We start from the raw sequence: 24,993 nt of genomic DNA, 5'->3' as shown, positions 1-24,993 counted from the left end.
CACATGCATACATCGACCACCAGCACTGTTCCCTTGATGCCTTGGACAGCTGCTGAACTCCAACAGGCGACGCAAGGCTACTGGTATCAAGATCAGCAGCCTGAGCAAACGATTAAGCGGATTTTAACCGATTCACGTCATGCCGAAGCAGGTGATGCCTTTTTGGCACTGAAAGGTGAGCGTTTTGACGCCCATGATTTTGTACAAAATGTTGTGGCACAAGGTTGTCAGGTGGTGATTGTTGAGCGTCCGATTGAGCAGCTTGATATTGCTCAATTGGTTGTTGCCGATACGCGTTTGGCTTTGGGGCATTTAGGACAATTTCGTCGTCAACAATGTCCTCATCTGAAAGTCTTGGCACTGACAGGTAGTAGTGGTAAAACCACGACCAAAGAAATGCTCGGCAGTATTTTGTCTCGCTTGGCACCAACACTGATTACCCGTGGTAACCTCAATAACGATTTGGGTGTCCCGATGATGTTATTGGAACTACGTCCAGAACATCAGTATGCCGTGATGGAACTCGGCGCCAGTCATGTCGGTGAAATTGACTACACCTCAAATCTGGTACAGCCACAGGTCGCTGGCATTCTCAATATTGGGACTGCTCATCTGGGTGAGTTTGGTGGGCGTGAAAAGATCTGCCAAGCCAAGTCTGAAATTTATCGTCACATTGCTGTTGAAGGCACATCCATTGTACCTGCTGCCGATGACTTTACAGCTCAAATCAATACGGCTGTGCAAACACAAAAACGCTTAAGTTTTGGTGAAGGCGGTGATGTTTTTGCTGAGCAAATTCAACTGCATCCGCAATCAGCCAGTTTTGTTCTCAATACGCCACAAGGTTCAGCATCCGTTGAGTTGCCTTTTGCAGGATTGCACAATGTGCAAAACGCTTTAGCTGCCTGTGCGTTTGCCTTAGCGATTGGTGTTTCCCTTGAAGATGTTGTGCAAGGTTTGCAGCAGGCAAAAGGGGCAAAAGGACGTCTGAATTTTATTCAGCATGAACAATACTTATTGATTGATGATACGTATAATGCCAACCCAACTTCCATGCGTGCCGCAGCTGATGTACTGACTCAGCAGCAGGGCATTAAAGTCATGGTGATGGGAGATATTGGTGAGCTAGGTGACAGTAGCCGAGATGAACATTTCGCACTTGGTCGTGATTTAGCTCAACGCCCATTAAATTATCTGATTGCTGTGGGTGAGTTTGCAGATGCTACTGTTACAGGTGCTGCTGCGGATCACTGTCACGCATTTAAAACTCAGGCAGAAGCTCTGCCTTTTTTAATCGATCTTGTACATAAGCATCAACCTCAGAACATGAGTTTCCTGTTTAAAGGTTCTCGTTATACCCATATGGAGACGTTGATGGCTGATTTGAGGGGGAAGCTGTAAATGCTTTTATGGCTATTTGAACATTTGGCAGGATTTGATAGTTCTTTCGGTGTTGTTCGTTACTTAACTCTACGCGCTTTATTGAGTGTATTAACGTCATTGTTAATAGGCCTATTTTTAGGGCCAGTCATGATCCGAAAACTGCGTGCGCTGAAATACGGTCAAGCTGTAAGTTCTTTTGCACCAGAAAACCATGCCAAGAAAATGGGTACACCAACCATGGGTGGGGTGTTAATCCTGCTTTCGATTGGTATTAGTACGTTGCTTTGGGCGGATTTATCTAACCCTTATGTGTGGATTGTACTTGGAGTCATGGTGATTTTCGGTGCAGTCGGTTGGGCTGATGACTGGATTAAAATTCGTTATAAAGACAATGCAGGTTTGCCTGCACGTAAAAAATTCTTTTGGACATCGGTTGCATCTTTAGGTGCTGGAATTGCCTTATATGTGATTGCAATCAATCAGCATAGTCCTGTTTACACCCACAATATGCTGGATTTGCTGATCCCATTCTTTAAGACGTTGAGTATTCCATTTTCAGTGATTCCATTTGGACTTGCCTTTATTGCCTTTACTTATCTGGTCATTAATGGTGCCTCTAATGCGGTTAACTTAACCGATGGTTTGGATGGCCTCGCAATCATGCCAGTGGTCTTGGTAGCAGCAGGTCTAGGTGTATTTGCCTATTTGTCAGGTGATATTCGTTTTGCCAATTATTTGCATATTCCTTATATCAAATATTCTTCTGAATTGATTGTGATTTGTGCGGCCATGATTGGTGCAGGCTTGGCATTCTTGTGGTTCAATGCCCATCCAGCGCAAGTATTCATGGGGGATGTCGGTGCGCTGGCACTCGGTGCAATGCTCGGTACAATCGCCGTGATGGTTCGTCAGGAAATCGTATTTGCGATTATGGGTGGTGTCTTTGTAATGGAAGCGATTTCAGTCTTCCTGCAAATTGGTTCATTGCGCATGCGTAATAAGCGAGTTTTCTTGATGGCACCATTGCATCATCACTATGAAAAACAAGGCTGGAAAGAAACCCAAGTTGTGATTCGTTTCTGGATCATCACAATTATTCTGGTGGTTGTTGGCTTAATGACGTTAAAATTGCGTTAATCCCAAATCCAATGCAAAAAAGCTGGCTTCGGTCAGCTTTTTTATTTGTCCTTTCACTGGAGTTAAAACACGATGCAAGTGCTGATGTGCCCTGTTTGCCGAGATTCACTGACCTTAAATGCAAGAACTTGGCGTTGCCCGCAGGGGCATAGTTTTGATTTAGCCAAACAAGGTTATGTCAATTTGCATGTAGTACAGCATAAGCACAGCAAACATCCAGGAGATACCCCAGAAGCAGTCGATGCTCGACGTGCATTTCTATCCGCAGGTTTTTATGCGCCGCTACGTCAGGCTGTGGAGCAGTTATTGGAGCGTTATCAGCCAAAAACATTGTTGGATATCGGTTGTGGTGAAGGGTATTACACCAGTGCCATGCAGTCTCATGTAGAACAGTGCGTTGGTGTGGATATTGCCAAAAGTGCAGTACAGCGGGCGGCAAAACTGAATCAGGCGGTGACTTGGGTGGTGGGAACGGGTGCAGTTTTGCCTGCTTTAGATCAGTCGATTGATTTGTGCAGCAGTTTGTTTAGTCCAATTCCTCAGCCAGAAATTCTGCGCATTCTAAAAAATGATGGTTTGTGTCTGGTGGTGACGCCTGCACCTCGTCATTTATATGATTTACGCGAAGCACTGTTTGAACAAGTCAATCTGCATGAGCCAGAAAAATTTGTGGCACAGATGAGCGAAAACTTTGAGTTGATTGAGTCGTCTGTAGTTGATGCTGAACTCAATTTACAACAGCAAGATATTGTTAATTTACTCGCAATGACGCCTTATGCTTACAAAGCCAAACCTGAAAAACGTCAGGCTTTGGAACAGCGTGATCATCTGCAAGTTACTGCCAGTTTTCAGCTATATTTATTTAAAAAGAAAGCCGTCATTTGACGGCTTTTTACTTTTAGTTCACCTGATTAATCAGTTGTTCTAAGGCATCAGGGCTAGATTTTTTACTGCCAGTTGGTGCTTGAGAACCATTCATTTTAGGTGGCGATTTTTCTGAAGGAATCAGCGTTTTTTCATCAGGGAGATCTGAAAAGTCTTCTTCATCTTGTTTGCGGGAAGTCGTGCGACTCACTGGTACAGGATGATAGGTTGGTCGTGCTAAAGGTGGAGCAATACGGTTTTGATGACGATCAGTTTGAACGACTGTCGATTGGCCATGAGTAATTGGCGCTTTGGCATTTTTGTCTAGAGTGACCCATGCTGATGGTGTCCCTTGTAAAGAACGAGCCATGAAATTTGACCAGACAGGTAAAGCTGCAACGCCACCATATTCACGACGACCGAGTGTGGTTGGCTGGTCAAAGCCTACCCAGGCGACGGCGACCAATTTTCCGTTAAAGCCTGCAAACCATGCATCTTTTGCATCGTTGGTGGTTCCTGTTTTTCCACCCAAGTCATCACGTCCGATTTGTAATGCTGCACGTCCAGTACCAAGTTGAATTACGTCATGTAGAATATTTGCCATGTCGAAGGCAGAGCTGGATTTAATAATGCGCTGTGCTTGGCGATATTCACTTCTACGAGTATCCGCTGTTTCAAAATGTACCTGAGCCTGTTGTTTAAATGCTTCATCATCAGGTGTATTTGCTTGATCTGTAGAGACCTGCTTGTTGTCATCGTTGATGCAAGAAATACAGGCGTATTCAGGATTTGCCTTATAGATGGTTTTTCCATAAGCATCTTCGATATGATCAATAAAATAAGGCTCGACTCGGAAACCACCGTTGGCAAAAGTAGCGTAACCTGTTGCCATTTGCACAGGCAGAACCTGTGGTGTACCTAACGCGATCGTAAAATTATTGGGAATTTGATTTTCTTGTAAACCAAAGTCCATCAAGAGTTGGCGTGCACGTCCGACCCCCACACTTTGTAATAACCGTACAGATACAGTATTTCGTGATAAATACAAAGCGCGGCGTAATGGAATAATACCAAGATAACGGCCATCTGAATTTTTGGGTGACCATTTGCCAATAGTGATTGGACTGTCATCCACCATGGTATACGGTGTCATGCCACGTTCAAGTGCCAGTGCATAAATAAACGGTTTAATCGTTGAACCTGGTTGACGCCAGCCTTGTATTGCACGGTTAAAGGTGGATTGAGCATAGCTGTAACCACCGACAACGGCTTCAATTGCACCATTGTTTGGGTTAAGTGCAATCAATTGCCCTTGTACTTTTGGAATTTGTACAAGAGACCAGATCGTCTTATTTTCATTTGGACGTAAACGAACAATATCATCTACTTTAACAATTTGAGATGCATGTGTTGGTTCTGCACCAACGCTATTGGCATTGTGATAAGGGCGTGCCCAAGACATGCCTGACCATGGTACAGTGACCACTGAGCCGTCTTTTAATTCTGCTTCAAAACTGTTTTTTTCAACTTTAAGGACTTTCGCAGGATAGTTATTGGCATAAGTGAAGAATTTTGCCAGAGAAACCCCGTGGGCTTCTGCACCACGCCAACCATGTCGACGATCATAAGCTTCTAAACCATCTTGTACAGATTGTTCAGCATATTCCTGACGTTTACTGTCAATCGTTGTATAGATCTTAAAGCCAGAATCGACAGCTTTCTCACCGAACTTTTTTACGATTTCCTCACGAACCATTTCACCAATATATGGATAGCGAGTCAGTACCCCACGATCTGGCATGTCTAAGTTTAAAGGCTCTTCGATGGATTGCTGATACTCTGCTTGATTGATATACCCGAGTTGGCGCATACGTCCCAAAATCCAATTACGTCGTTCAAGTGCACGTTCAGGATTTGCCACAGGGTTATATTTAGACGGTGCTTTCGGTAAACCTGCAATCATTGCCATTTGTGCGATGCTAAGCTGATTCAAATTTTTGTTATAGTAAATTTTGGCTGCTGCCGCGATTCCATAGGCATTTTTACCCAAGAAGATTTTATTCACGTAAAGTGTGAGGATTTCTGGTTTAGTTAGGTTTTGTTCGATTTTTCGTGCCAGAAAAATTTCAGTCAATTTACGCTTGAGTGTACGTTCAGGGGATAAATAATAGTTCTTCGCCACTTGCATGGTAATGGTTGAACCACCCGTTTGTGTGTCTGAACCTGTGATACTTTCACTTACAGCTCGCCCTAAGCCTTTAAAGCTAATTCCGCTATGTTCAAAGAATGAAGAATCTTCTGCTGCCAAAAATGCCTGAATAAAATGAGGAGGAATTTGTTTGTACTCTACAGGTACAGACAGTTTTCCTCCATATTCTGCAATCAATTGATTGTCAGCAGTATAAATCTGGATAGGTTTTAAGAGCGGCGCTTTTTTAAGACTGCTCATTTCAGGGAGAGACGGGGCAATGTACAGATACATGCCATAAAAGCCCATTGGAATCAAAAGAATTATTATCAGCAAAAACAGAAAAATTGGATGAATTCGACCTGAACAAGATAGATTTTTCATAACAAGTAATATTTAATATGGAAAATGGGCGATCGGAGTTGAGTATATCCGATGATCAGTATAGCCGAGAAAAGCCTTGGTCAGGGTATTATATACGTTATTATCTAGACGAAATGCGTTGCGTGACAAGGTATTATGCTATTCTAAATAAAAAATAACAGGAATAAACATCGTGCTAAGGTTATATCGTAAACCGAATAAGGGGTTAATAGGAGTTGATATTAGTTCAACTTCTGTAAAAATGCTGGAGCTCTCGGTAAAGAATGGGCGCTATTGTGTAGAAAGCTATGCACTTATACCTTTACCAGAAGGCACCGTGGTCGAAAAAAATATTATTAATTCTGAAGCAATCGCCGATGCTTTAGAGAAAGCTGTTGAGGCAGCAAATCCATCTACCGTTAATGTTGCTTTTGCCATACCAACGTCAAGCGTTATTCATAAAATCATTGAAATGGATGAGGATATGACTGATGACGAGCGGGAAGTTCAAATCCGGATGGATGCGGAACAATACATTCCATTTCCGCTCGATGATGTTAGTTTGGATTTTGAGGTGTTGCCTGACAAGCTGTCTCGAACAGATCGGGTTAATGTCCTTTTGGTGGCAACCCGAACAGAAAATGTTGAAGCACGTAATGAAGCGCTGATTTATGCGGGTTTGACAGCAAAAATTGCCGATGTTGAAAGTTATGCAATGGAACGTGCTTTAGGTGTGTTCGCAGATACTTTACCACTCGGAACAAGAGTCGTTGCGATTCTAGATATCGGTCATTCGATGACAACATTATCTGTGATACACGATGGAAAAAATGTTTACACCCGTGAGCATGTTTTTGGTGGTAAACAACTGACCAAAGAAATTCAGAATCGTTATGGTTTGTCATATGCAGAGGCAGGACGGTCTAAAAAAGAACGGACTTTGCCAGATGACTTTGATGCCGAAGTACTTTTACCATTTATGGATAGTATTGCTCAACAGGCTCAGCGCTCCTTACAATTATTTTTCTCATCTTCGCAATTTAATGATGTTGATCATATTCTATTAGCAGGTGGGACAGCGAACCTACCTGGTTTAGCAAAAGTATTACAACAACAATTAGGTTATCGGGTCACTGTCGCAAATCCATTCCTGCAAATGGGTTTTTCCCCACAAATTAATCTTAAAAAAATTGAAGATGATGCTTCCTCTCTACTGATTGCTTGTGGTTTAGCGTTAAGGAGTTTTGATTAATGTCAAAAATAAACTTGCTACCTTGGCGTGACGAGCTACGGGAACAGCGTAAAAGAAATTTTGTTTTGATCTCAATTATGGTTGCTGTATTAGGGGTGTTTGCAGTTTTTTCAGCGTGGATGTATTTTGATCAGAAATTGAGTGGTCAAGAGGATGCGAATCAGTTGATTACTTCAAGTAATCAAGAGCTTGATCAGAAACTAAAATCACTTGAAGGTCTACAAAAACAAACACAAGCGATTGTTGAGCGCATGAAGCTGATTCAAAATTTACAAGCTCAGCGTCCAATTACAGTACGTCTTGTTGATCAATTGGTTCGTACAATTCCAAATACAATGTACTTAACCAAATTTGAGCGTGTAGGTGATCATTTTACCATTGAAGGGAAAGCTGAAAGCCCGAATGTTGTTGCTGATTTTATGAGAAATTTAGGTGGGTCAGTCTGGTTTCGTAATGTATTTATGAAGTCATTTGATGCCGCAGACAGTAAAACAAATCAACAGGCACAAACTTCAGTTGTACCACGCGTTGAAGAGGGGTATGGCCGTTTTGTTGTGACTGCTGATTTAGGACAAATTGCACAAACTGCAGAAGATGAGATGGCTTCAGAACCTCAAACAACAAAAGGGGCTGCGAAAAAATGAGTCAAGAACAATTAGATGAGTCAACTGGAAATGCAGTCAAGCCAACCAAGAATAAAATGACATTAGATCGTTTTTTAAAGCAATTTAATTCGTTGGATGCTTCTAATTATGGTGGATGGCCCATTTCGGTTAAAGTTACCTGTTGGATCTTTATTTTTCTTGTGGTTTGCTTTATTGGTTATTTTGTATTAATTAGTTCTAAACTGGATTCAATTGCAACTGCTCAAGCACAAGAAGCGAATTTGCTCAATGAATATCGAGAAAAAGATTCAAAATTACGTAACTTACAATTGTATCAAAAGCAATTGGTGAAAATGCAAGCTGACTTTAATCAGCAATTACAGCAACTGCCTAAAGAGTCAGAAATTCCTGGATTAGTTGAAGATATTAACGTTACTGGAGTGACAGCAGGCCTTAAATTTAAGAACATTACCCTCGAACCTGAAGTGAAACAGCAGTTCTTTATGGAACAGCCAATCTCAATTCAGGCCGTCGGCGATTATCATTTGTTTGGGCAATTTGCGAGTGCAATTGCAGCTTTACCACGTATTGTCACGTTACATGATTTTTCAATTGTCGCTGGACAGGATGATAATAAAAAATCTGATATTCCAGTGGTTAACTATACATTACATGCGAAAACTTATCGTTATCTTGGAGCAGATGAGCAAGATGCTGCTTCTGCACCTAAAACAGGAGCAGCAAAATGATGAATAAACGTCTTATCGTTGCTTTATTACCTGTTTTTCTCATGGTTGGTTGTGGTTCTCGTATTGATGTCGTGAATGATGAAATGGCAAAAATTCGTAGTGAACCACCAGCACCCATTAAACCAGCACCGACTTTTGAACCTGTTCCACAGTTTGAATATGCTGCGCAGAATTTACGCAGTCCATTTTTACCACAGTCTTTGTATACTGAATTAAAAATCATGGCTGGCAAGCGAGTTTATCCAGATTTCTCTCGCCAACCGCAACCTTTAGAGAGTTATGCGTTAGAGACTATGACTTTTAAAGGTAGTTTACGTAATGCAAATGGACAAATTGTTGGCTTGATCCAAACATCTGATGGGCAGGTTGAGCAGGTACAAGTTGGAAATTATATGGGTCTGAATCAAGGACGTATTATCAAGATTACACCGACACAAATCGATTTGCTTGAGATTGTTTCAGATGGTCGAGATGGCTATATTGAACGACCTCGTAGTCTTGTACTTGTCGGACCTGCAGCGTAATTTGGGGAATAATAATGAAAAAATCTGTAAAAAAAATTGGGGATATGCAACGAATGAAGCCATTTATTCATCAATTTGCTTTGGGTGCAGTCGCAATGGCAATGGTTCAGATTGCAAATGCCGCGGTTGCGATTACAAATGTTGTGCCTTTACAAATTCCAGGTCAAGGTACCGAAATTCGTGTCATGTTTAATGGCTTGCCACCTCAACCACAAGCTTATCAGGTTGAGCAACCATCGCGTCTAATTCTGGACTTCGATAAAGCGACACAGTCACTGAAACAAACCTCTATCCCTGTTTCAACGGCAGAAGCAAGTTCAGTGGATTTAGCTGCAGATGCACAACGTGCACGTTTAACGGTTAATTTAAAAAAAGCTGGAGCCTTCACAACACGAGTTGAAGGTAATACCTTTATTTTAAAAATTAATAATGCGTCTGCATCACAAGATCATGTTGCTCCTCTACCAATGGTAAACCCGCAAGGTATTAATAATGTTGGTTTTCATCGGGGAGATAAAGGTGAGGGGCAAGTTGTTATTGATTTATCTAACCCGAATACGCCTGTAGATGTTAAACAGCAGGGTAGTAAAATTGTTGTACGCTTTTTAGGAAATAAGATCCCAACTGCGTTGACACGCCGCTTAAATGTCAATGACTTTGCAACGCCAGTGTCATCGGTAGATGCCTTTAATGAAGGTCGTAATGGAGTTATCAATATTCAATCGAATGGTAACTTTGACTATATGGCGTATCAAACAGATAATCGTCTAATTATCAGTGTTGCAAAGAAAGAAGAAAAATTAGCGGCTAACACCAATTCATTGCGTGCTAATGATAAATATACAGGGAAGAAAATCTCTCTTGACTTTCAGGACATTGAAGTTCGTCGCGTTCTACAGTTGTTAGCTGATTTTACAGGTGTCAATATTGTTGCATCTGATAGTGTTCAGGGGAATATTACGTTACGTCTTAAAGATGTTCCTTGGGATCAAGCTTTAGATATTATTATGAAAGCTAAAAACTTGGATAAACGTCGGACTGGTAATGTTATTTGGGTAGCCCCTACCACTGAGTTGATTAAATCTGAGGAAGATCAAGCGAAAGCATTAGCTCAGCATATGAAACTTGCACCACTTCAAACAGAAACGATTCAGTTGAATTATGTTAAGGCAGCTGATGTTAAAACCATGATTGATGATGCTACTAAACTGGCTAAGACGACGAACAGTGGAAATAATACAAACTCATCAACAGATGAAGGTATGCGTTCTTTGCTGAGCCCTCGTGGGGCGATTGTTATTGATACTCGGACCAATACAGTCATTATTAGTGATACTGCTGAGAAAGTTGAGCAACTCAAAAATATTATTAAACAGATCGACATGCCTGTAAAACAGGTGATGATTGAGGCGCGTATCGTGCGTGCAACTACTGATTTTTCTAAATCGATTGGTGTGAAATGGGGTTTGGACTCAAGTAGTGTATCGAGTAGTAGTGATAATTTAACTACTCGTTGGAATAATAAATATAATGGTCAAAGTGATACAATTACAGATAATTTGGGTGTTGATTTTGGGGCATCCAGTTCAAGTTCAGGAACGAGTGCAGCAAGTTTAGCCTTTGGCCTAATAAGTACAGCAGATAGTTTATTAACCTTGGAATTGTCTGCTTTACAGGCTGACGGTCAGGGTGAGGTGATTTCGACACCAAAAGTGATGACGGGTGATAAACAGGAAGCCACGATTAAGTCAGGTACAAAAGTCCCGTATTCAACGACTAGTGCAAACTCTGGTACCACAACTACGTTCCAAGATGCGAACTTGGAACTTAATGTAACGCCAAGTATTACACCAGATGGTAATGTTCAAATGAAATTGAAAATTACTAAAGATACAGTGGGTTCTTTGACAAGTGCGGGTTATGTAATTGATACCAATGCATTACAGACTAACGTTTTGGTTAACAATGGTGAAACCGTTGTCTTGGGTGGTATTTATGAAGATACACGTCAAAAAGATGTGAGTAAGGTTCCATTCTTAGGAGATTTACCTTGGATTGGTAACTTGTTTAAGTCAACGACAACAAGTGATAGTAAAAGTGAGCTTCTCATTTTCATTACACCACGAATTGTGGATGACACCGTTTCTAGAAATCATTAATATAAAATCATAGCTGTAATTGAGTAGGTGGCTCCTTGCCAAACAAAGCAATCAATACCCTGCCAAATATTTATTTGGTGGGGCCCATGGGGGCTGGAAAGACAACTGTTGGTCGACATCTTGCAGAGCTTTTAGGTCGCGAGTTTGTTGATAGTGATCACGAAATTGAACGAAAAACGGGTGCTTCTATTCCATGGATTTTTGAAAAAGAAGGTGAACTGGGATTTCGTCAGCGAGAACAATTGGTCATAGATGAATTGACCAAGCGTTCGAATTTAGTGCTTGCGACAGGTGGTGGGGCTGTAACTCAATTGTCAAACCGCAATGCTTTGAAGCAACGAGGCATTGTGGTGTATCTTTTTGCACCTGTTGAAGTGCAGTTACAACGCACATATCGTGATAAAAACCGCCCTTTATTGCAAGTTGAAAACCCTGAACAGCGGTTACAGGACTTGCTGACTTTACGAGATCCTTTGTATCGAGAAGTTGCACATTACGTGATTGATACTCATCAAGGTGGTGCACGGGAACTGGCTCAAAAAATTCTCAAAGATATTGCAGTACATTATTCAATTTAAATAGTCTTGGTTTTCGTTATGCAAACGTTATATGTCGAATTGGGTGATCGTCGTTACCCAATTTATATTGGTAGTCAGCTCAATCCTGAACAGTTACTTGCACCCTATATTTTGGGTAAGCAAGTCATGATCGTTTCAAATGATACGGTTGCGCCACTATATTTAGAACATTATCAGCAAGCATTGCAAAACTTGGGTAAAACAGTTGCGCATTGTATTTTGCCTGATGGTGAGAAATATAAAGATATTGAACATCTGAATCTTATTTTTGATGCTTTATTGTCTTCAGGATTTAACCGTGACTGTACTGTGCTAGCACTTGGTGGCGGTGTGGTTGGTGATATGGCAGGATTTGCTGCAGCGAGTTTCCAACGTGGCGTTTATTTTGTACAAGTGCCGACGACATTACTATCACAAGTCGATTCAAGTGTGGGTGGAAAAACAGGCATTAATCATCCATTAGGTAAGAACATGATTGGGGCATTTAAACAGCCACAAGTTGTTCTTGCGGATATGGCTCAGCTCAAAACACTCCCGTCACGTGAATTATCTGCAGGTTTGGCAGAAGTGATTAAGTATGCACTTTTGGGCGATGTAGATTTTCTGGCTTGGCTCGAGCAGCATATGGATGCATTGGTTGCTGGGGATGAAACGCTACTGGCAGAAGCAGTGTATCGTTCATGTGCGCACAAAGCACGAATTGTCGCGAATGATGAAAAAGAGCAAGGTGAGCGAGCTTTATTAAATCTTGGGCATACTTTTGGTCATGCAATTGAATCCTATCTGGGATATGGGGTTTGGTTGCATGGTGAAGCCGTTGCTACAGGGATGGTGATGGCGGCAGATTTATCTTGTCGAATGGGTTGGATCTCAGAAGCTGATCTGAATCGTGCTAAAACCTTGATCCAGCGAGCGAAATTGCCAATTAAATGCCCAGTGATTCCGCTAGATGAATTTTTATCCTATATGTCACATGATAAAAAAGTCTTGAATGGGCAGTTGCGTTTAGTCTTGATGCGTACATTGGGACAAGCAATGATTACCAAAGATTTTGATGTTGAATTAATGCAGCAAGCCATTTTAGCAAATCAGGAAAAGGCATAAACATGTCAAACCAATTTCCAGCAGATACAATCCTTATACGTCGAGTTTTATTGATTGGTGGAAGTATCTGCTTGGTGGTTGCAAGTGGCTTTTTATTTTTAACGGATCATCATCCGTTGAAACGAGAATCTGTGCCTGTTGAAGAAGATGTACAGCCGCAGTTTCAGGCTGAAAAATTATCGGCGATTCCTGATCTGGGTGTTCTTATGGATCAGGTGCGTCCATTGCAGCAAACGACGAGAGTCGTGGCATCAGATCAGCATGGTTTAGAGTTTCGAGGTACGCATTTTGTTCAGACGAATTTGTCAAATTATAGTTTAGAGCTGTTTGAGACTAACAAAGAGGAAATCATTAATGATTTCTTGGATAAACGTCAAGATCGGAGTGAGTTTGTTTATTTGCGTCTCTCAGCAGAGCATCAGCCCGATCGTTATGTCTTACTGTATGGTTTGTTTGCTCAAGAGGTTCAAGCACAAGAGCAATTACAACAGTTAAATTTAGGTTTACCAAAATCAATACATCCTAAAATTGTACAAATCAAAGACTATCTGGATTTTGTAAATGATATGGGGACTGAAGAGGCTTCAAGTCAGCAACTTTATGCAGTTCAGTTAAAGCCTGTCGCAATTCCGCGCCCACAAGTTGTTCCTCCTGTATCAAGCAGTTCAGTGCCTGCAATGAGTTCGCCTGACAGTCATGCGGTACAAACAACGGTTACACGTCGTGATAATGAAGGGAAAGTCGTGAGTGTAATTAAATCATCAGGAGTAGAGGCTTCAGAGTCTCGCTAAAAAGCTATGATTTGTTTTGGTGCATCATGTTTGAAATAATTTGTCTGAAAAAAGTCCTAAAATAAAGCAAAAAATAAACAAATTGTAAAAAACGCACAATTATAGTGCTATTATTGATCGTGCTAATTTTGATTAAAAGCAGTTTTTTCTACTTATTTGTCTGAAATATATAAAAATTGTATGTGAATTGTGCTATTTGGCATGTTTTTTGCTTAAATGGTGCATGAGTTGAGTTAATTGTCCTCGTTTTGGAGCAAAAAAATTCAATGTGGGCGTAAAGCCTCATATTCCAAACAATTCGATTGTAGTGCAGAAAAGCTATTTTTGTCATAAAAGTAATGCAAGATAAGTCTAAAAGAGGCTATTCTTGAGAGCTGCCTGCGCACTTCTGCTGTGTGGTTTGAGGCTTAAGTCGCTAAGGGAATTTGATATATGTGATGCTCATAGAGCAATGTTGAAAGAAGGGTACGCTATGCACATGCCATCGCCAAACACTGTAGCTCCCGCTCAAGGTTTATACCAACCTGATGAGTTTAAGGATAACTGTGGATTTGGGCTTATTGCCCATATGCAGGGAGACGCCAGTCATCATCTTGTGAAGACAGCGATTCATAGTTTAAGCTGCATGACGCACCGTGGTGGGATTGCCGCCGATGGTAAAACAGGAGATGGTTGTGGCTTATTACTTGCCATGCCAAAAGCTTTTTTCCGTGAAGAAGCTAAAAAACTTAGCGATATTACCTTAAGTGAAATTTTTGCTGTTGGTACTGTTTTTCTAAATCTTGACCCTGCTTTAGCACAACATTCAAAAAATGTGCTCACCAAAGAACTGGATGAAGAAGGTCTACGTGTTATTGCTTGGCGTGTTGTGCCAACCAATAACGATGTTCTTGGTGAAATTGCATTACAGTCTTTGCCTGCATTTGAACAAGTGATTGTTAACTGCCCAATGGGTGTGTCAGAGGTTGAATTTAACCGTAAGTTGTTCATGGCGCGTCGCCGTGCAGAAGAAGCGCTTGTAAATGATGCTTCATTTTATGTGACAACATTAAGCTCAAATGTCATTACTTATAAAGGTTTGATGATGCCAGCTGCCATTGCTGACTTCTATACAGACCTTGCCGACGAGCGTTTGGAATCTCATATTGTTGTGTTCCATCAACGTTTTTCAACCAATACCTTGCCACGTTGGAAATTGGCTCAACCATTCCGCTATTTAGCGCATAATGGTGAAATCAATACTATTACTGCAAACCGTAACTGGGCACTTGCACGTACACCAAAATTTGAAAACCCATTACTCCCTGGTTTGACCAACTTAAATCCAATTGTCAATTTGACAGGTTCGGATTCTTCAAGCCTAGACAACATGCTTGAAATTTTAGTGGGTGGTGGCATGGACTTGTTCCGTGCGCTACGTATGCTTGTACCACCAGCATGGCAAAACGTTGAAACCTTAGATGCCGATTTACGTGCGTTCTATGAATTTAACTCTAAACACATGGAAGCATGGGATGGCCCTGCAGGTCTGGTCATTCAAGATGGTCGTCATGCGATCTGTATGCTTGACCGTAACGGTTTGCGTCCAGCACGTTGGGTGATCACCAAAAATGGTTACATCACCCTTGCATCTGAAATTGGCGTATGGGACTACGAACCTGAAGATGTTATTTCTAAAGGTCGTGTAGGTCCAGGTCAAATCTTGGTGATCGATACCGTAACAGGTAAATTGTTAGACACCAATGATGTTAGCTCTCACTTGAAAAAGATGCGTCCATACCGTCAATGGTTGCGTGAAAATGCAGTACGTCTACAAGGTAGTCCAGAGCTTGAAGAGCATTTATGTGATAAAGGCTTAACAGGCGATAACCTGAAAACTGCTCAAAAAATGTTTATGGTGACATTTGAAGAGCGTGATCAATTGTTGCGTCCTATCGCAGAAAGTGGTCAGGAAGCTGTGGGTTCAATGGGTGATGATACGCCAATGGCGGTATTGTCTCGTCAAGTACGCCACGTTTCGGACTTCTTCCGTCAGCAGTTTGCTCAGGTAACCAATCCACCAATCGATCCATTACGTGAGTCGATTGTGATGTCACTTGAAACTTGCATGGGACGTGAGCAAAACGTATTTGAACAAGGCCCTCAGCATGCAGAGCGTCTGATCATCTCAAGTCCAGTGCTTTCAAATTCAAAAATGCATCAGTTGCGTACGTTGGGTCGTAAAGGCTATGACATTGCCGACATCGACTTGAACTACCCTGAGTCAGAAGGTTTGGAAGCTGCGATTGTACGTATCTGTGAAGAATCTGCACAGGCCATCCGTGATGGTAAAACTTTACTGGTGATTTCAGATAAGAAAATCCGTGAAGGTTACTTACCTGCCAATGCCGTTTTAGCGACTGGTGCGATTCATCACCATTTAGGTAAAACAGGCTTACGTACTGATGCTAACCTGATCTTGGAAACCGCAGTTGCACGTGATCCACACCAATTTGCAGTGATCTTGGGCTTTGGTGCAACCGCGATTTACCCATATTTGGCTTATGACGTCATCAATGATTTGATTGCGAAAGGCGAATTATTGGGTGACCCGATCCACGCACAAGCGAACTTCCGTAAAGGGATTGAAAAAGGCTTGTTGAAAGTTCTCTCTAAAATGGGGATTTCAACCGTTGCGTCTTATCGTGGTGGTCAACTCTTTGAAGCAGTCGGTCTGTCGAAACAAGTTGTAGACAAGTGTTTCACTGGCGTACCAAGCCGTATTCAGGGTGCGACATTTGTTGATCTTGAAAATGACCAAAAACAATTGGCAGATTTGGCATGGAAAAACCGTAAGCCAATCGACCAAGGCGGTATGCTGAAATTTGTGTTTGGTAAGGAATATCACGCATTTAACCCTGATGTGATCAATGCTTTACACAAATCTGTACGTTCAGGCAAATACGAAGACTTTAAAGAATATGCTGAGTTGGTGAATAACCGTCCAGTGGCAACCATTCGTGACTTATTTAAGTTGAAAACCACGAATTCAATTGCACTCGATCAGGTTGAATCGGTTGAAGCAATTCTACCGCGCTTTGACTCTGCGGGGATGTCTTTGGGTGCGCTTTCTCCAGAAGCACACGAAGCAATTGCGATTGCAATGAACACGATTGGTGGTCGTTCAAACTCTGGTGAGGGTGGTGAAGACCCTGCGCGTTACGGCACAATTCGTAACTCGAAAATCAAACAGATCGCTTCTGGCCGTTTTGGTGTAACCCCGGCATATCTAACTTCAGCAGAAGTTTTGCAGATTAAAGTTGCTCAAGGTGCAAAACCAGGTGAAGGTGGTCAGTTACCGGGTGGTAAAGTGAATGGCTTGATTGCTCGTTTACGTTACTCTGTACCGGGTGTAACGCTGATTTCTCCACCGCCACACCATGACATTTACTCGATTGAAGATTTGTCGCAGCTCATCTTTGACTTAAAACAAGTCAATCCAAAAGCGATGGTATCGGTGAAACTGGTTTCTGAACCAGGTGTAGGTACGATTGCAGCGGGTGTTGCCAAAGCTTATGCCGACTTCATTACCATTTCAGGTTATGACGGTGGTACAGCAGCTTCGCCATTGTCTTCAATTCACCATGCGGGTTCTCCGTGGGAATTGGGTCTAAGTGAAGCACATCAAGCACTTCGTGTGAATGACTTGCGTGGTAAGGTTCGTGTACAAACCGACGGTGGTTTGAAAACGGGTCTGGATGTTGTAAAAGCAGCTATTTTAGGTGCGGAAAGCTTTGGCTTTGGTTCAACACCAATGATCGCTTTGGGTTGTAAATACCTACGTATCTGTCACTTGAACAACTGTGCAACTGGTGTCGCAACTCAGCAAGATAACTTGCGTCAGGATCACTATATCGGTGAACCTGAAATGCTGATCAACTTCTTCCACTTTATTGCGGAAGAAACACGTGAATGGTTGGCAGCGCTCGGTGTTGCTTCATTGAAAGACTTGATTGGTCGTGTGGACTTGCTTGAAGTATTACCAGGTGAAACCGATAAACACGCGCATCTTGATTTGACTCCATTACTTGAGTCACATCCTGCGGCGGAAGGCAAAGCGCAATACTGCCAAACTCAGGGCAATGCACCATTTGATAAAGGTGTTCTTGCTGAGAAAATGGTAAGTGAAGCACTTTCTGTGATTGAGTCAGGTCAGGGCGGTGAGTTCTCTTATGCGGTAAGTAACTGTGATCGTTCGATTGGTGCACGCTTGTCAGGTGAAATTGCTCGTCGTTACGGCGATTTGAGCATGGAAGCACATCCAGTCGTGTTGAACTTGACAGGTACAGCAGGTCAATCATTGGGTGTTTGGAATGCGGGTGGTTTGCATATCAAACTTGAAGGTGATGCCAACGATTATGTCGGTAAAGGTATGGCAGGTGGTCGAGTGTCGATCTTCCCACCAAAAGGTTCACCATTCCAGACACAAAATACAGCGATTATCGGTAATACTTGCTTGTATGGTGCAACAGGCGGTAAGTTGTTCGCAGCAGGTACGGCAGGTGAGCGTTTCGCAGTTCGTAACTCTGGCGCATTCGCGGTAATTGAAGGTGCGGGCGACCACTGTTGTGAATACATGACAGGCGGTATCGTGACTGTATTGGGTAAAGTAGGTCACAACTTCGGTGCAGGTATGACAGGCGGTTTTGCTTATGTCCTTGACCTTGACAACGACTTTGTTGACTACTATAACCACGAGTTAATTGACTTAACACGTATTTCAACCGAATCGATGGAAGACCATCAAGAGTTCTTGCTTCGTATTCTGGATGAGCATATTGCTGAAACAGGTAGTGCTTGGGCGTATAAGATCCGTAATGAGTTTGATTTTTACAGTCGTAAGTTCTGGTTGGTAAAACCAAAAGCAGCTAACTTATTGACTTTGTTGAAAACAACCAAAGCAGATCCTCAATAATTCCACTACTCAAGTATTGATAGGCAGGTGTGAGTAACGGGAGCGTTATTCACACTTACCCACGGAGAGAACAATGGCAGAGCGCCTAAATAATGACTTTCAGTTTCTGGATGTAGCACGCCAAGATCCAGAGAAAAAAGATATTACTGTCCGCAAAGAAGAGTTTGTGGAAATTTATAAACCTTTCACAGCCGATGTTGCTAAAAACCAAACCCATCGTTGTTTAGGTTGTGGTAACCCATACTGTGAATGGAAATGCCCAGTACATAACTACATTCCGAACTGGTTAAAACTGATCTCTGAAGGTCGTATTTTCCAGGCAGCGGAATTGTGCCATCAAACCAATACTTTGCCTGAAGTCTGTGGTCGTGTTTGTCCTCAAGACCGTTTGTGTGAAGGGGCTTGTACCTTAAATGACGGTTTCGGCGCGGTAACAATCGGTAATGCTGAAAAATATATCAACGACACAGCCTTCGCTTTGGGCTGGCGTCCAGATATGTCTAGCGTGAAATGGACAGACAAAAAAGTTGCCATCATCGGTGCAGGGCCTGCAGGTCTGGGCTGTGCTGATATTCTGGTACGTAATGGTGTTAAACCTGTTGTCTTTGACAAGCGTCCTGAAATTGGTGGTTTGCTGACCTTTGGTATTCCAGAATTCAAAATGGAAAAAGACGTGATGAAACGTCGCCGTGAAATTTTCCACGGTATGGGCGTTGATTTCCGCTTAAATACTGAAATTGGTACAGACATCACTATTGAGCAATTGCTTGAAGAATACGATGCAGTCTTCATGGGTATGGGAACATACACTTACATGAAAGGTGGATTCCCTGGTGAAGACCTTGATGGAGTCTATGATGCGCTCGACTTCTTGATTGCCAACGTCAACCGTTGCCAAGGTTGGGAAAAAGAAGCATCTGAATACATCAGCATGGAAGGCAAGAAGGTTATTGTACTTGGCGGTGGTGACACTGCGATGGATTGTAACCGTACTTCGATTCGTCAAGGTGCTGCTGAGGTGACTTGTGCTTACCGCCGTGATGAAGAAAACATGCCTGGTTCACGCCGTGAAGTGAAAAATGCGCGCGAAGAAGGGGTGAACTTCCTGTTTAACCGCCAACCAATTGAGGTTGTCGGTGAAAATGGCAAGGTGACAGGTATTAAGGTTGTCACGACTCAATTGGGTGAGCCTGATAGTCGCGGCCGTCGTAGCCCAGAGCCAGTCCCAGGTTCAGAAGAAATTTTAGCTGCTGATGCCGTGTTGTTAGCTTTTGGTTTCCGTCCAAGCCCAGCAGATTGGTTTGAAGGTGCAAATATTAACTTAGATGGTTCTGGTCGCGTTGTTGCTGCTGAACAGCAACAATTTAAGTTCCAGACTTCAAACCCGAAAATCTTTGCGGGTGGTGACATGGTGCGTGGTTCTGACCTTGTTGTAACTGCCATTTGGGAAGGTCGCCAAGCTGCCGAAGGTATCTTGGATTATTTGGATGTTTGATCTAAATAAACCCTAAAGTAAAACCCCAATTTCGATTGGGGTTTTTTTATATTTATAGGACTTATTAAACAGAGGTTACAGCTTTGCTTCACATCAATGTAATATTTGTGGTGCGAGAAATGTTTTTTAGATGAAATCTTATCAATTAAATATTATATATTTTTGATTAATTTAAATTTTTTTTATTAATTGAAAGTCTTGTTTTATCTTTAGTTATTGTTGTGAAAGTAATTACTTGTTACAAATGATAATAACTTCACAAATTGTAAGATTTCCCTATAAATGATCACAAAGTTGTGGGGTTGATTACAAAAAAACGTATAAAATGGGTTAATAATTGACAAAAAATGTCACTTTGTATCGTGTGCTTGCTAAAAGTAACCGTATAAATGATCCATTGGAGCAATAAAAAAAATTAAACCTTTTAAAATCAAAGCTCTTAAAAATCTGGCATAGTCTGTGCTATTATTGCAATACAAACAAACTGTATAAGTAAATTATACAAAGAAAATAACTTCCGTTTTTTGGAGAATGTCTATGAACGCTCAAAAGGGTTTTACTTTAATTGAATTGATGATCGTTGTAGCGATCATTGGTATTTTGGCTGCGATCGCGATTCCTGCGTACCAAACATACATCGCAAAATCTCAAGTGACTCGTGCTGTTGGGGAAGCGGGTGCACTTAAGACAGTTGTTGAAGACTGTTTAAACAATGGTCAAACAACAATTGGTTCGGCTTCTGGAACATGTATTATTGGCGCAACTGGTTCAAATATTTTAACTGGTGCTGCGCAAAGTGGTGAAACGATTGCAACTGGTACAGGTGTTCCAATTGTTGCATTCCAAACAGGTGGTGCTGCAACAATTACAGCAACATTTGGTAACTCAGCTGCAACAGCTTTAACAACAACTCCTGCAACAATTGTTTGGACTCGTACAACTGATGGTACATGGACTTGTGCAAGTACTGCTGATGCGAAATACAACAGTGTTTCATGCCCAGCATAAGTAAAATAAAATAAAAAATGCACCTTTAAAGGTGCATTTTTTATGTCTGAAAGAAGTGTGGAAGTAATTAAAACTCAAAAAAAAGTCTTCTTGAAGAACGAAATATTTTGTTAATTTGGCATGTATGAATTAAATGTCACGTGCTTTTGGATAATTCGGTTTCAAAACGAAAGCGAGAAAGGATTTATAAAAATTAACGCATATTTATAAAGAATATTAAATTTGGGGGCTGGGGACGTTAAAGAGGGTTATTATGGAATAATTTAAGCAAATCGAGGTATAAATTATCATGCCGATGATTGAAGCGATACTCCGTTTCTTTAAGATGCAAATAAAACATCCTTTTCTCAATTCCATTAAACTTACTGAGCCGCTTCTTTGCATAACCCCAAAAAGACTCTATGCCATTAATATGACGTTCTCCACAGGCAAATTCATTATCACCATGATTGACTCTTAGGTGCTTGTCAAAACCTATATCAACCAGACCATCATAGCCTCTCCATCCATCTGTATTGATGACTGAATCAAGCTCAATATGCCCACGTATAATCCCTTGTAGTGTGGCTTTGGAGCAATCAGGCACAATCTCTGTATATACATTTCCATCTCGTTTGAGTAGCCCAAATACAATGGTTTTTCCTTATGCACCACGACCTCGCTTACCACGGATACGTCGAGCACCGAAGTAAGATTCGTCAAGTTCAACAATGCCATTAAAGGGAGATATTTCTTCACACTGGATCGCAATTTTTTTACGTAATTTGATATAAATTGTATTTGATGGAACGTAGAGAAATATCGGTGAGTTTAGCTGTATCTGATGCCGTAAAATCCATGGCAAAAAAGCGAATGATCTGCCTGAATTTTGCTTTCATAAAAAGAAGTTACCATACTTTTTAATATGCTTAACTTCCTAAGCCCCTAATTTTTTGATTAGATCGATTAAAAAGATAAAACCCGAGCAAGCTCGGGTTTGGTATCTTGGGCAAACATCCAGTTTAGCCACATCCTTTCTTTGTCGTTCCATTGACAGCTCAGCATACAATCCGTGTTTGAACAAATCCGTTGTTCGTTTCCATTTGCTGATGGCGTTATATTAATAATGTGAGTGGAATCACAATAGACGAAAATATCGTTAATTGATGTAAGCATTTTCTTACAAAAGTAGAACTTCATTTTGTTTAAAATAGATAAGTTGAGATTTTTTGTTTAAAAAACCTAATTTTGAACAAAAAATGATATGTTGAATAAATCTGCAACAAAAAAGTGCAAAAGTCCTTGCACAACTATACGGTCTTCTATACAATGCGCCAATCGGTTCAAGGCCGATAACTAAAAACTTACGAATCACCAGATCGTAAGATGTTGATGCGGGATGGAGCAGTCTGGTAGCTCGTCGGGCTCATAACCCGAAGGTCGTTGGTTCAAATCCAGCTCCCGCTACCAATTCAATAAAGCTATGCAACTTTATTGAAGCTAAATGAAATTTTAGTTAAAATATTGCATCGTTAATGCGGGATGGAGCAGTCTGGTAGCTCGTCGGGCTCATAACCCGAAGGTCGTTGGTTCAAATCCAGCTCCCGCTACCAAGATTCTTTCGAGAAGGCTCACAGACAGGTGGGCCTTTTTGCACAATGGGCATTGCTTGTTGTGACAGATGGGGCGAATTAACGCCCTTTTTTATTGGCTATCGTGTAGTGTCGACATCAATTGGTCAAAAAATCGTGTTTCACTACCAAAGGTTGCATCGGTGTTTCACCGATTGTTGTATTGCACAAAAATGACGAGAGTACATGAAACTATCAAATAAAACCCAAGCGTTACAAGATCTAATCGCCCCTGCAGTGAGTGCTTGTGGTGTGGAGCTCTGGGGAATTGAATTTCTACCTCAAGGTAAGCGATCTTTATTACGCATCTATATTGATAAACCAGTTGATGAAAATGCTGAGCCTGTCATCAATGAAGATGGTGAAGTTGAGCGTGGTCGTGGCATTGGTGTTGAAGACTGTGTGAAAGTGACCCAGCAAGTGGGTGCAATGCTCGATGTACATGACCCGATTTCAGGTGAGTATGCGTTAGAGGTTTCTTCACCAGGCTGGGATCGTCCATTCTTCCAGTTGGCACAGTTGCCAGATTATATCGGGCATCAAGTGGCTTTGCGCTTGATTAGTGCTGTCGATAACCGTCGTAAATTTCAGGCAAAACTTGTTGCGGTTGATTTAGAAGCTGAAACTATTCAGGTGGAAGTGGAAAAACAACAGGTTCTTGAAATTGATGCGCATAACATCGACAAAGCAAACTTGGTTTATCAAGACTAAATTATTAAGAAAATCTGAGATATAGGTGACTTATGGGTCGTGAAATTCTTACCGTTGCAGAGACGGTTAGTAATGAAAAAGGTGTAAGCCGCGAAGCCATCTTTGAAGCACTTGAACAAGCGTTAGTTGCTGCGACTAAGAAAAAATTCTACGAAGGCACAAATTCGGAAGAAGCTCGCTTACGTGTTGAAATTGATCGTAAAACAGGTGACTACCGTACTTTCCGTCAATGGGAAGTCGTGGCAGATGAAGATCATGAAATGCCAGCTTGCCAAGATGCAATTTCTGATGTTGATCCTGCAAAATGGTCAATTGGCGATATTCGTGAACTTGAAGTTGAATCGATTGAGTTTGGTCGTATTGCAGCGCAGATCGCGAAACAAGTGATTGTTCAAAAAATTCGTGAAGCTGAACGTGCATTGGTTGCTGATGCGTATGCCGCTAAAGTGGGCGAGTTAATCTACGGTGAAGTGAAAAAACAAACCAAAGATGGCTTTATTATCGATTTAGGTGACAACGCTGAAGCATATTTGGCGCGTGACCAAATGATTCCAAAAGAAATTTTGCGTCCAAAACAACGTGTCAATGCGATTCTTTATGAAGTAAACCGTGAAGGTCGTGGTGCACAGTTGTTATTGTCTCGTTCGCATCCTGACATGCTTGTTGCTTTGATGAAAAAAGAAATTCCAGAAATTTCTGAAGAAATCATTGAAATTAAAGCAGCAGCGCGTCAGGCGGGTGTTCGTGCTAAAATTGCAGTGAAAACCAATGATCACCGTATTGATCCAGTAGGCGCATGTATTGGTATGCGCGGTACACGTATCCAAGCGGTTCAGTCAGAACTTAATGGTGAGCGTATTGATGTTGTGGTGTGGTCAGACGATCCAGCGCAATATATCGCAAGTGCATTGGAACCTGCTGATGTATCAGGCATTGTGATTGATGAAGATGCAAAAACAGCAGACATTATTTTTGCAACCAGCGATCAGTTGGCTCGTGCAATCGGTTCTCAAGGTCAAAACGTACGTTTAGCGTCTGAACTGACTGGCTTTAAGCTCGACATGATGCTTGAAGATGAATACCGTGCGCGCCAGCAAAATGAAGCACAACAATATTTAGACATGTTTGTAACACGTTTGGATATTGATGAAGGCTTGGCGATGGCATTGGTTGAGATGGGCTTTACTTCACTTGAAGAAATTGCTTACGTTCCTGTTGAAACATTCGATGAAATCGATTTGGATGAAGACACAGTTACATTGTTGCAATCACGTGCGAAAGAAGCTGCTTTGGCAGATGCTTTAAAACAGCAAGAAAATGTACAAGAGCCAAGTGAAGAATTACTCAATATGCAAGGCATGACTCAAGAGATTGCGTATGCACTTGCTGGTCGTGGCATCGTGACCATTGATGATTTAGCAGATCAAGCTACCGATGATATCTCTGATATCGAAGGTTTAAATGCTGAAGCTGCAGGTCAATTGATCATGAAAGCGCGTGAATCATGGTTTAACTAGG

17 protein-coding genes, 2 tRNA genes and 1 pseudogene are annotated in these 24,993 nt (G+C 41.6%); 18 read left to right on the top strand and 2 right to left on the bottom strand.

What is annotated here, in order from left to right:
* The first annotated feature begins 3 nt into the window (after nt 1-3).
* From C1A47_RS06965 to C1A47_RS06955, 3 genes are all read left to right on the top strand, one after another.
* Entirely contained in the window at nt 4-1,401 is a 1,398-nt protein-coding gene (locus tag C1A47_RS06965) for a UDP-N-acetylmuramoyl-tripeptide--D-alanyl-D-alanine ligase (RefSeq protein ID WP_111893773.1), read from the top strand.
* A complete protein-coding gene (gene mraY, locus C1A47_RS06960) occupies nt 1,402-2,520 on the top strand; it encodes a phospho-N-acetylmuramoyl-pentapeptide-transferase (RefSeq protein ID WP_111893771.1) in 1,119 nt (372 codons plus the stop codon).
* Nucleotides 2,521-2,592: 72 nt separating this feature from the next.
* Nucleotides 2,593-3,405 (top strand): putative RNA methyltransferase, encoded by an 813-nt coding sequence (locus C1A47_RS06955; protein WP_111893769.1) that lies wholly within the window; start codon nt 2,593-2,595, stop codon nt 3,403-3,405.
* A gap of 13 nt (nt 3,406-3,418) precedes the next feature.
* On the opposite strand, the gene C1A47_RS06950 is transcribed toward C1A47_RS06955, so the two are convergent.
* Nucleotides 3,419-5,956: a penicillin-binding protein 1A gene (locus tag C1A47_RS06950; RefSeq protein ID WP_111893767.1), complete on the bottom strand. Its 2,538-nt coding sequence runs from the start codon at nt 5,954-5,956 to the stop codon at nt 3,419-3,421.
* Nucleotides 5,957-6,128: 172 nt separating this feature from the next.
* Between C1A47_RS06950 and C1A47_RS06945 the strand changes: the two genes are divergently transcribed.
* The 11 genes from C1A47_RS06945 (at nt 6,129) to C1A47_RS06895 (ending at nt 21,154) form a co-directional block, all read left to right on the top strand.
* A complete protein-coding gene (locus tag C1A47_RS06945; protein WP_111893765.1) occupies nt 6,129-7,187 on the top strand; it encodes a pilus assembly protein PilM in 1,059 nt (352 codons plus the stop codon).
* On the top strand, nt 7,187-7,831 hold the full coding sequence (locus tag C1A47_RS06940; protein WP_111893763.1) for a PilN domain-containing protein: 645 nt from the start codon (nt 7,187-7,189) through the stop codon (nt 7,829-7,831). Before C1A47_RS06945 ends, C1A47_RS06940 begins: the two co-directional genes overlap by 1 nt.
* Nucleotides 7,828-8,541 (top strand): type 4a pilus biogenesis protein PilO, encoded by a 714-nt coding sequence (locus C1A47_RS06935; protein ID WP_111893761.1) that lies wholly within the window; start codon nt 7,828-7,830, stop codon nt 8,539-8,541. Before C1A47_RS06940 ends, C1A47_RS06935 begins: the two co-directional genes overlap by 4 nt.
* Entirely contained in the window at nt 8,538-9,065 is a 528-nt protein-coding gene (locus tag C1A47_RS06930) for a pilus assembly protein PilP (RefSeq protein WP_171294350.1), read from the top strand. Before C1A47_RS06935 ends, C1A47_RS06930 begins: the two co-directional genes overlap by 4 nt.
* 14 nt (nt 9,066-9,079) lie before the next feature.
* Nucleotides 9,080-11,224, top strand: coding sequence for a type IV pilus secretin PilQ family protein (gene pilQ / locus C1A47_RS06925; protein WP_111893759.1), 2,145 nt, complete (start codon nt 9,080-9,082; stop codon nt 11,222-11,224).
* Between the two features lie 35 nt (nt 11,225-11,259).
* A complete protein-coding gene (aroK, locus tag C1A47_RS06920) occupies nt 11,260-11,802 on the top strand; it encodes a shikimate kinase AroK (RefSeq protein ID WP_111893757.1) in 543 nt (180 codons plus the stop codon).
* A gap of 18 nt (nt 11,803-11,820) precedes the next feature.
* On the top strand, nt 11,821-12,906 hold the full coding sequence (gene aroB / locus C1A47_RS06915; RefSeq protein WP_111893755.1) for a 3-dehydroquinate synthase: 1,086 nt from the start codon (nt 11,821-11,823) through the stop codon (nt 12,904-12,906).
* Nucleotides 12,907-12,908: 2 nt separating this feature from the next.
* A complete protein-coding gene (locus tag C1A47_RS06910; protein ID WP_111893753.1) occupies nt 12,909-13,697 on the top strand; it encodes a hypothetical protein in 789 nt (262 codons plus the stop codon).
* Nucleotides 13,698-14,175: 478 nt separating this feature from the next.
* Nucleotides 14,176-18,651 (top strand): glutamate synthase large subunit, encoded by a 4,476-nt coding sequence (gene gltB, locus C1A47_RS06905; protein ID WP_171294349.1) that lies wholly within the window; start codon nt 14,176-14,178, stop codon nt 18,649-18,651.
* A 73-nt stretch (nt 18,652-18,724) separates the two neighbouring features.
* On the top strand, nt 18,725-20,146 hold the full coding sequence (locus C1A47_RS06900; RefSeq protein ID WP_111893749.1) for an FAD-dependent oxidoreductase: 1,422 nt from the start codon (nt 18,725-18,727) through the stop codon (nt 20,144-20,146).
* A gap of 537 nt (nt 20,147-20,683) precedes the next feature.
* On the top strand, nt 20,684-21,154 hold the full coding sequence (locus tag C1A47_RS06895; RefSeq protein ID WP_111893747.1) for a pilin: 471 nt from the start codon (nt 20,684-20,686) through the stop codon (nt 21,152-21,154).
* Between the two features lie 238 nt (nt 21,155-21,392).
* On the opposite strand, the pseudogene C1A47_RS06890 reads toward C1A47_RS06895, so the two are convergent.
* Nucleotides 21,393-22,032 (bottom strand): annotated as a pseudogene (locus C1A47_RS06890) (IS1595 family transposase).
* A gap of 494 nt (nt 22,033-22,526) precedes the next feature.
* Between C1A47_RS06890 and C1A47_RS06885 the strand changes: the two are divergent.
* The 4 genes from C1A47_RS06885 (at nt 22,527) to nusA (ending at nt 24,992) form a co-directional block, all read left to right on the top strand.
* Nucleotides 22,527-22,603: transfer RNA gene (locus C1A47_RS06885), tRNA-Met, on the top strand.
* A 66-nt stretch (nt 22,604-22,669) separates the two neighbouring features.
* Nucleotides 22,670-22,746 (top strand) — tRNA-Met (locus C1A47_RS06880).
* Nucleotides 22,747-22,950: 204 nt separating this feature from the next.
* Complete coding sequence (rimP, locus tag C1A47_RS06875) at nt 22,951-23,475, top strand: ribosome maturation factor RimP (RefSeq protein ID WP_111893745.1); 525 nt, start codon at nt 22,951-22,953, stop codon at nt 23,473-23,475.
* Nucleotides 23,476-23,507: 32 nt separating this feature from the next.
* On the top strand, nt 23,508-24,992 hold the full coding sequence (nusA, locus tag C1A47_RS06870) for a transcription termination factor NusA (RefSeq protein WP_111893743.1): 1,485 nt from the start codon (nt 23,508-23,510) through the stop codon (nt 24,990-24,992).
* The last annotated feature ends 1 nt before the right edge of the window (nt 24,993 follow it).

The organism is Acinetobacter sp. MB5 (assembly GCF_003261585.1).
Classification (GTDB): domain Bacteria; phylum Pseudomonadota; class Gammaproteobacteria; order Pseudomonadales; family Moraxellaceae; genus Acinetobacter.
This window is presented reverse-complemented; position numbering and strand designations above follow the sequence as displayed.

What these genes read in the sequence shown, in the direction of transcription:
- aroB (WP_111893755.1), top strand. Translation starts at nt 11,821, where the DNA reads ATGCAAACGTTATATGTCGAATTGGGTGATCGTCGTTACCCAATTTAT.
- gltB (WP_171294349.1), top strand. Translation starts at nt 14,176, where the DNA reads ATGCCATCGCCAAACACTGTAGCTCCCGCTCAAGGTTTATACCAACCT.
- C1A47_RS06955 (WP_111893769.1), top strand. Translation starts at nt 2,593, where the DNA reads ATGCAAGTGCTGATGTGCCCTGTTTGCCGAGATTCACTGACCTTAAAT.
- pilQ (WP_111893759.1), top strand. Translation starts at nt 9,080, where the DNA reads ATGAAAAAATCTGTAAAAAAAATTGGGGATATGCAACGAATGAAGCCA.
- C1A47_RS06935 (WP_111893761.1), top strand. Translation starts at nt 7,828, where the DNA reads ATGAGTCAAGAACAATTAGATGAGTCAACTGGAAATGCAGTCAAGCCA.
- nusA (WP_111893743.1), top strand. Translation starts at nt 23,508, where the DNA reads ATGGGTCGTGAAATTCTTACCGTTGCAGAGACGGTTAGTAATGAAAAA.
- mraY (WP_111893771.1), top strand. Translation starts at nt 1,402, where the DNA reads ATGCTTTTATGGCTATTTGAACATTTGGCAGGATTTGATAGTTCTTTC.
- C1A47_RS06895 (WP_111893747.1), top strand. Translation starts at nt 20,684, where the DNA reads ATGAACGCTCAAAAGGGTTTTACTTTAATTGAATTGATGATCGTTGTA.
- C1A47_RS06950 (WP_111893767.1), bottom strand. Translation starts at nt 5,956, where the DNA reads ATGAAAAATCTATCTTGTTCAGGTCGAATTCATCCAATTTTTCTGTTT.
- C1A47_RS06965 (WP_111893773.1), top strand. Translation starts at nt 4, where the DNA reads ATGCATACATCGACCACCAGCACTGTTCCCTTGATGCCTTGGACAGCT.
- C1A47_RS06910 (WP_111893753.1), top strand. Translation starts at nt 12,909, where the DNA reads ATGTCAAACCAATTTCCAGCAGATACAATCCTTATACGTCGAGTTTTA.
- rimP (WP_111893745.1), top strand. Translation starts at nt 22,951, where the DNA reads ATGAAACTATCAAATAAAACCCAAGCGTTACAAGATCTAATCGCCCCT.
- C1A47_RS06900 (WP_111893749.1), top strand. Translation starts at nt 18,725, where the DNA reads ATGGCAGAGCGCCTAAATAATGACTTTCAGTTTCTGGATGTAGCACGC.
- C1A47_RS06940 (WP_111893763.1), top strand. Translation starts at nt 7,187, where the DNA reads ATGTCAAAAATAAACTTGCTACCTTGGCGTGACGAGCTACGGGAACAG.
- C1A47_RS06930 (WP_171294350.1), top strand. Translation starts at nt 8,538, where the DNA reads ATGATGAATAAACGTCTTATCGTTGCTTTATTACCTGTTTTTCTCATG.